This is a genomic window from Saccharopolyspora sp. NPDC002686 (assembly GCF_040295745.1).
GTDB classification, from domain to species: domain Bacteria; phylum Actinomycetota; class Actinomycetes; order Mycobacteriales; family Pseudonocardiaceae; genus Saccharopolyspora; species Saccharopolyspora oryzae.
On the sequence record NZ_JBEOVY010000375.1, the window covers coordinates 1 to 7,171 of the forward strand.

A 7,171-nucleotide genomic window follows, 5' to 3' on the forward strand; every position below is an offset into this window, starting at 1 on the left:
CGCCCGGCAATCCACCGCCCAAAACGGTTTGGCCACCCCCCCGGGCGCGGGGGTATTTTTGGGGCTGGGCGCGGGGGGCGGGTCGCGCCCCCCCCCCCACCTCGCCCGCCGCGTCAGTTCCGGACCTTCGGCGCGTTGGCCTTGGTCAGGGCCGGGTCGCTGATCACGACCGGGTCCAGGACCTCGTCGATCTTGGCCAGCAGGTCCCCGTCGAGGCGCACGCCCGCGGCCTTGACGTTCTCGGTGACCTGTTCCGGGCGGGAGGCGCCCATGATGGCCGCGGAGACGTTGGAGTTCTGCAGCACCCACGCCACCGCCAGCTGGGCCATCGACAGCCCCGCCTGGGCAGCGAGCGGTTCGAGCTGGTGGACCCGGGTCAGCACGTCGTCGCGCAGCCAGCGGGCGACGAAGTTCGCGCCGGTCTCGTCGGTGGCCCTGCTGCCCGCGGGCGGTGGTGTTCCCGGGCGGTACTTCCCGGTCAGCACGCCCTGCGCGATCGGGGACCACACGATCTGCCCGATCCCGAGCTCCTCGCTCGTGGGCACCACTTCGCCCTCGACGATCCGCCAGAGCATCGAGTACTGCGGCTGGTTCGACACCAGCGGGATCCGCAGTTCCCGGGCGAGCCGGTGCGCGGCGCGGATCTGCTCGGCGGTCCACTCCGACACCCCGATGTAGAGCGCCTTGCCCGACCGGACCACGTCGGCGAACGCCTCCATGGTCTCCTCCAGCGGCGTTTCCGGGTCGTACCGGTGCGCCTGGTAGAGGTCGACGTAGTCGGTCTGCAGGCGGCGCAGGGACGCGTCGATCGATTCCGCGATGTGCTTGCGGGACAGCCCGCGGTCGTTGCGGCCCGGTCCGACCGGGAAGTACACCTTCGTGAAGATCTCCAGCCCGGCCCGGCGTTCACCCCGCAACGCGCGGCCGAGCACCTCCTCGGCGCGTCCTTCCGCGTAGACGTCGGCCGTGTCGAAGGTGGTGATCCCGGCGTCCAGCGCGGCGCGGATGCACGCGGCAGCGGCCTGCTCCTCGACTTGGGAACCGTGCGTCAGCCAGTTCCCGTAGGCGATCTCGCTGATCACCAGACCGCTGCGGCCGAGGTGGCGGAATTCCATGGCTTCTCCCAGCTCGTCGACTGATCGTTCCCGGAGCCCCGCGGGCCCCGCGGGCCGAGTATCGCCCGCGACGGCAATCCCGACCGGCCCGCGTCGGCGGTCAGGAAGCGGTGTCGCGGGCGAAGGTGGTGAGGAGGAGTTCGTTGAGCCGTGCCGCATCCGCGTGCAGCGCGACGTGCGCGTTCCGCTCGGACTTCGAGTCGGGTCGCGTGTCGATGACGGTCCGCCCCACCGTCAGCGGGCTGGCGGTCTCCACCTCGACGGGGAAGGAACGGGTGGAGATCACCTCGGGTTCGACGAGGTAGGCGGTGCACACCACGTCGTGCACCGGCGCCGCGTTCCCGGACACGGCCATCTGCTCGTAGGCGGCGATCCGGCGCGAGATGAACCGGGCCGCGGCCGTGCCCGCCGGGGTGCCCAGTCCTTCCAGCGCATCGCAGGTCGTCTGCGGAACCAGCGCCTGGTGGGTCGCGTCGAGCGTCACCAGGGTGAGCGGGTCGAAACCGGCGGACAGCACCACGCTCGCCGCCTCCGGGTCGGCCCAGATGTTGAACTCGGCGGACGCGGTCACGTTGGCGACGGCGTGCCCGCCGCCCATCACGACCAGTTGTTCCACCGCGCCGGCCAGCGACGGGTCGATCGCGAGCGCGGTGGCGACGTTGCTCAGCGGCCCGACGGCCACCAGGGTGATCTGCTCCGCGGTCGCGCGCAGGGTCTCCACCAGGTACTCCACCGCGCCGGTGTCCTGCGCCGCGATGCGCGGGGCCGGGATCGGCAGGGCGGTGCCGTGCGGGTCGTGGTCGTCGTCCTGCTCGAAGTGCCGGCCGCCGGGGAACCCGCGCCGGACGATCGGTCTCGGCACGCCCGGGTGCACCGGGATGTCCGGGCAGCCGATCCAGTCCAGCACGCGAAGCGTGTTGTCCGTGGTGTTCTCCAGCGGCACGTTGCCGTTGACCGTGGTGACGCCGAGCAGGTCGAGATCGGGGTGCAGCGCGGCGAACATGATCGCCACGGCGTCGTCGGTGCCGGTGTCGACGTCTAGGATCACCTTGCGGGCCATGGTTTCCCTTCCGCTGTCCGGGCGAGTCACGGGGTGTACTTGGCGACGTAGCGCTTCTGCCAAGGGGTTTCGACCGCGCGCGGGTCGTAGTGGGCGCGGACGTAGGCGACGGCTTCGGCCGCCGGGACTCCGTCGATGACCGCGAGGCAGGCCAGTGCGGTGCCGGTTCTCCCCTTGCCACCGGCGCAGGCGAGCTCCACCCGCTCGTGCTCGGCCCGCTCCCACGCTTCGCGGAGGACCTGGCGGGCCTCGGCCCGGTCGGCGGGCAGCCGGAAGTCCGGCCAGCGCAGCCACCGGCTCTCCCACTCGACCTGAGGTGGCTGCTTCCCCAGCAGGTACACGGCGAAATCCGGTTGCGGTCCAGCGGGGAGCGGCTTGCTCAGACCGCGTCCGCGGATCGAACGCCCGGAAGGAAGTTGGAGCACACCGACCGCGGTCGGTTCCCACAACTCGATCATGCCACCAGCCTACCGCGATGGCGGTGCGACCCGGTCCAACAGCGGCGACCGAACGTGCGGCACCCTGGTGCGCGACTCCTACGACGAAGGGATGGCGGCATGGACCAGGTGCCGGGCGCGGATGGCTTCGCGGGCAAGGTCGCGCTGGTGACCGGCGCGAGCGGGGGCATCGGCAGCGGGATCGCGCGCCGGTTCGCGCAGGCCGGAGCTCGGGTGGTGGTCCAGTACCACCGGGACGAGGCCGGTGCGGGCGAGGTCGTTCGCGACGTCGAATCGACCGGTGGCAGCGCCGTCGCCGTTCAGGCCGACCTCCGCTCCCCCGACGACGCCGACCGCGTCGTGCAGGTCGCGCTCGACAGCTTCGGGAGCTTGGACGCCGCGGTGCTCAACGCCGGGGTCCAACCGCTGCAGCCGCTGGCCGAGATGTCGCTCGCCGACTTCCGCGCGGTGCAGGAATCCAATGTGGACGCCACGTTCCTGGTGCTGCAGGCCGCGCACCGCGCGATGTCCGCGCAGGACGGAGGTGGCGCCGTGGTCGCCATCGGATCGATCGTCGGTTCCCAGCCCAAGCCGGGATCGGCGCACTACGCGGTGTCCAAAGCGGCCGTCGGCATGCTGGTGCGCTCGGCCGCGCTGGAGTACGCGCGCGACGGGGTCCGCGTCAACCTGGTCTCCCCCGGCCTGATGGACCGCCCGACGATCCGGGCGGACTGGCCGGAAGGCGTGGCCCAGTGGGAAGCCGGCAACCCCATCGGCCGGCTCGGCCAGCCGACCGACATCGCCGATGCGTGCCTGTTCCTGTGCGGTCCGGGCAGCAGCTGGGTGACCGGGCAGGAGCTGGTCGTCGACGGTGGCGCCTCGGTGCGCCCCACCTGGTGAACGGGAGGATCAGCATGCACATCGGTCTGCCCGGTGGGGACGATCCGGCCGTCGGCCGGGCGCTGATCGAGCGGCTCGGCTTGGAGCCGCTCGAAGGGGAAGGCGGTCACGTCCGCAAGATGTACGCCGACGAGAACATGTCGTCGGCGATCTACCTGATGGTCGCGCCGGACTTCTCCGCCCTGCACAAGCTGGACTCCCCCGAGGTCTACCACTGGCAGGGCGGAGCGCCGGTCCGGATGCTGGTGCTCGATCCCGACGGCACCAGCCGCCGGGTCACGCTCGGCCCGGACCTCGATGCCGGTCAGGTGCTGCAGGTCGTCGTCCCGGCCGGCGCCTGGCAGGGCTCCCGCCCGGACGGCGCGTGGTCGCTGGTCGGGCTGACGCTTTCCCCGCCGTTCCGGTTCGAGGGTTTCGCCCTGGGCGACCGCGCCGACCTCCGCCGGGGTTGGCCAGAGGCCGCCGACGAGATCGACGCGCTGACCCGCTGACCGGTCACAGCTGGACTTCGCCCTGGATGCAGGTGATCGCGGTTCCGGCGACCCAGATGGCGCCGTGCTCGTCGCGGTCTATTGAGATCCGGCCGTCCGCGCCGACCGCGGTGCCCTGGTGCGCGGTGTAGTGCTCGGGGGCTCGTCCGGTCCCGATGAGCCACTGCGCGATGCCCGCGTTGAGGCTGCCGGTGACCGGGTCCTCGAGCACTTGGCCGCCCTCCGGGAAGAACGCGCGCACCTCGAACTGGTACTCCCCTCCCGGCGGGTGCGGGCCCACCACGCCCAGCGGCGGAAGCGTCGCGGGTGGGGCGGGCACGTTCAGCACCTCGTCCGCGCTGTCGAGCAGGACGCCCACCCAGCCCGGTCCGTTGTCCACCCACTGCGCGTCTCGGAGGCGTCCCAGCCAGCTGGCGAGCTCGTCGCGCAGCTGGTCGTCGACCGGTCCCTCGCGGATCAGCGGCGGCGCGGCGAAGGCGTAACGACCGCTGTCGGCGCGCAACTCGATCAGGCCGGCGGCGCACTCCTGGACGATCCGCTCCCCGACCGCGTCCGGTCGCCGGGAGAGCCAGGCGTGGCAGCTGCCGAGCGTGGGGTGCCCGGCGAACGGCAGCTCACCCGCTGGGGTGAAGATCCGGACCCGGTAGTCGGCCTCGGACGTGGTCGGCGGGAGCAGGAAGGTCGTCTCGGAGAGGTTGGTCCAGCGCGCGAACCGCTGCATCTCCTGATCGGACAGCCCGTCGGCGTCGAGCACCACGGCGAGCGCGTTGCCGGTGCAGGGATCCGCGCCGAACACGTCGACCTGGGCGAAGGGACGGCGTACACCACCAGATGTCGTCACCGCCCCATGCTCGCAAGAACGCCCGACCGCGCAAGGTCCAATCGCGGTGCACTGGCACCGCGGAAAATCGGTGGCCCCGCTGGAATCCCGACCGCTAGCCTCCGGCCCATGGTCTACGAGCACCCCCTGGCGTACCTGCTGGGATTGGAAGGTGTGGCGCTGCTTCGCAGTTTCACCGGGGAGCACGACCGGGAGTTCGTGGCCGCGCGGATCGCCGAGGTCCGGCGGCTGATCGATGACGGATCGCTGGCGGACGCGGCAGTCGAGGCCGAGCGGGTGGACACCGTGACCGGCTACCGGACCTGGTCGCGGACCTACGACGACGGCCGCAACTCGGCGTTCGACTTCGACGAACCCGTGGTCGAGAAGATCCTCGACGGGCTGCCGGCGGGTACCGCGGTGGACGCCGCGTGCGGAACCGGGCGGTTCGCCGAGATCCTGGCCGGGCGCGGGCACCGGGTGGTCGGGGTGGACAGCTCCCCGGAGATGCTCGAGCGGGCGCGCGAGCGCGTCCCGGAGGGCGAGTTCTCCGTCGGCGACCTCACCGGCCTGCCGGTCGGTGACGCCACCGCCGACCTGGTCGTCTGCGCGCTGGCGCTGACGCACGTGCCATCGCTGGGACCGGTCTTCGCCGAGTTCGCCCGGGTGCTGCGCCCCGGCGGGCACCTGGTCATCTCCGACATGCATCCCGGCCGGGTGATGTTCGGTTCGGTTCCGACGGTGCGCGACGCCGAGGGCAAGCCGGGGCGACTGGTCAGCCACCGGCACGAGATCGGCGACTACCTGCGCGTTGCGCTGCCGCTGGGATTGCAGGTGCGCGGCTTCGAGGAACCCGCCCTGCCCGGGATGCCCGCATCGGGCCCCGCTGCGGCGGAGCCGGGCCCGTGGGACTTGTGGCCGTGGTCGCTGGCCGCCATGGTGCCCGAGGCCGCTGCGGCGGCGAGCGCCGACATGCCCGCGACGATGATCTGGCACTTCCAGCTGGACGACCAGGAGTAGCCGCCGAACCGGCCACAGTGGACGCACAGGCGCGCGTTTGGTGATCAGCGCTGCGGGCCAACCACGTGCTGTGGGTGATACCGGCGCGAGCGGGATTCCCCGCGGTCTGCGCGTCGCGGCTGCGGTGGGGTGGCGGCTGCTCGTGCTGGTCGCCGTGGCGTGGGTGCTGTGGCAGGTCTTCGACGTGCTCTACGGCGAGGTCATGTCGGTCGCGGTAGCCGGTCTACTCGCCGCGCTGATGGCACCTGCGGTGAACTGGCTCGTGCGCAAGGGGATGCACCGCACGCTGGCCGCCCTGCTCGTGCTCGTCGGCGGGCTCTGCGCGCTCGGCGCGGTGCTGGCGGTGGTGATCAACACGCTGGTGGCCGGGGTGGCCGGGCTGAGCGAGCAGCTGGTCGCCAGCTTCGAGCAGATCCGCAGCTGGCTCATCCGCGGCCCGCTGAGCCTGAGCCAGCAACAGCTCAACGAGGTGTTCCAGCAGCTCACGCAGGCGCTGCGGATCGACCAGAGCGGGTTGCCGACGACTGCGCTGGCCACCACCGGCACGCTGCTGCGGTTCCTGGCCGGGATGCTGCTCGGGCTGTTCACCCTGTTCTTCTTCCTCCGCGACGGCGGCCGGATCTGGTCGTTCGTCGTGCAGGTGACGGTGCCGCGAACAGTCCGCCAGCGCGTGCACGTCGCCGGCCAGCGCGGCTTCGCAACACTCGTGGCCTACGTGCGCGCGACGGCGGCCGTGGCCTTCATCGACGCGGCGTTGATCGGCATCGGAGCCCTCGTGCTCGGGGTCCCGCTGCCGTTCGTGCTGGCCGTGGTGATCTTCCTCGGCGCCTTCGTCCCCTACGTCGGAGCGGTGGTCACCGGCGGACTGGCCGTGCTCGTCGCGCTGGCCGCCAACGGGTTCGTCACGGCGTTGATCCTGCTGGCCGTGGTGGTGTGCGTGATGCAGCTGGAAGGCCACGTGCTGCAGCCGTTCCTGCTGGGGCACGCCGTGCGGCTGCACCCGTTGGCGGTGGTGCTCAGCGTGACGTCGGGCTTCACCATCGCCGGAGTGGGCGGAGCGGTCCTGGCCGTGCCGCTGGTGGCGACCGCCAACACCGTCGTGCGATCGCTGGTGACCGATTCGCGCGCCTCCCCCAGCACCAACGGACAGGTGCGGTGACGCTCCGGACTCGTCTTTGATCCTGGTTCTTCATCTTTGATGCGCCGCCAGGCGCATAGCCCACTCCCGCAGCCGGCACCGCCGCGGGTTCTCAGCGTTCGCCTGGCGAGGACGGCCCGACTGCCGTGTATTGGCATACATAAAGTCGGGCACCCGCAGTCCAGGCGGG

At 71.7% G+C, this 7,171-nt stretch carries 8 protein-coding genes; 4 read left to right on the forward strand and 4 right to left on the reverse strand.

The genetic code is table 11. From position 1 onward, the window contains the following. Positions 1-113: 113 nt before the first annotated feature. The 3 genes from ABTZ89_RS32920 to ABTZ89_RS32930 form a co-directional block, all read right to left on the reverse strand. Positions 114-1,115, reverse strand: a complete 1,002-nt coding sequence (locus ABTZ89_RS32920; RefSeq protein WP_351052129.1) for an aldo/keto reductase family protein — start codon at positions 1,113-1,115, stop codon at positions 114-116. A gap of 100 nt (positions 1,116-1,215) precedes the next feature. Next, positions 1,216-2,175 carry a nucleoside hydrolase gene (locus tag ABTZ89_RS32925; protein WP_351052132.1) on the reverse strand — a complete coding sequence of 320 codons (960 nt, stop codon included), beginning with the start codon at positions 2,173-2,175 and terminating at the stop codon, positions 1,216-1,218. A 26-nt stretch (positions 2,176-2,201) separates the two neighbouring features. Then, entirely contained in the window at positions 2,202-2,633 is a 432-nt protein-coding gene (locus tag ABTZ89_RS32930) for a protein-tyrosine phosphatase family protein (RefSeq protein WP_270951900.1), read from the reverse strand. A 99-nt stretch (positions 2,634-2,732) separates the two neighbouring features. Between ABTZ89_RS32930 and ABTZ89_RS32935 the strand changes: the two genes are divergently transcribed. Together ABTZ89_RS32935 and ABTZ89_RS32940 are read left to right on the forward strand one after the other, a co-directional pair. Further along, on the forward strand, positions 2,733-3,512 hold the full coding sequence (locus ABTZ89_RS32935; protein ID WP_270951901.1) for an SDR family NAD(P)-dependent oxidoreductase: 780 nt from the start codon (positions 2,733-2,735) through the stop codon (positions 3,510-3,512). 14 nt (positions 3,513-3,526) lie between these two features. Continuing rightward, positions 3,527-4,003 (forward strand): cupin domain-containing protein, encoded by a 477-nt coding sequence (locus ABTZ89_RS32940; protein ID WP_351052136.1) that lies wholly within the window; start codon positions 3,527-3,529, stop codon positions 4,001-4,003. Positions 4,004-4,007: 4 nt separating this feature from the next. Here the strand turns inward: ABTZ89_RS32940 and ABTZ89_RS32945 are convergent, their stop codons facing one another. After that, positions 4,008-4,844 carry a PhzF family phenazine biosynthesis protein gene (locus tag ABTZ89_RS32945; protein ID WP_351052139.1) on the reverse strand — a complete coding sequence of 279 codons (837 nt, stop codon included), beginning with the start codon at positions 4,842-4,844 and terminating at the stop codon, positions 4,008-4,010. A gap of 108 nt (positions 4,845-4,952) precedes the next feature. Between ABTZ89_RS32945 and ABTZ89_RS32950 the strand changes: the two genes are divergently transcribed. Next, on the forward strand, positions 4,953-5,843 hold the full coding sequence (locus ABTZ89_RS32950; protein WP_351052142.1) for a class I SAM-dependent methyltransferase: 891 nt from the start codon (positions 4,953-4,955) through the stop codon (positions 5,841-5,843). A gap of 70 nt (positions 5,844-5,913) precedes the next feature. After that, entirely contained in the window at positions 5,914-7,002 is a 1,089-nt protein-coding gene (locus ABTZ89_RS32955) for an AI-2E family transporter (protein WP_270951906.1), read from the forward strand. The last annotated feature ends 169 nt before the right edge of the window (positions 7,003-7,171 follow it).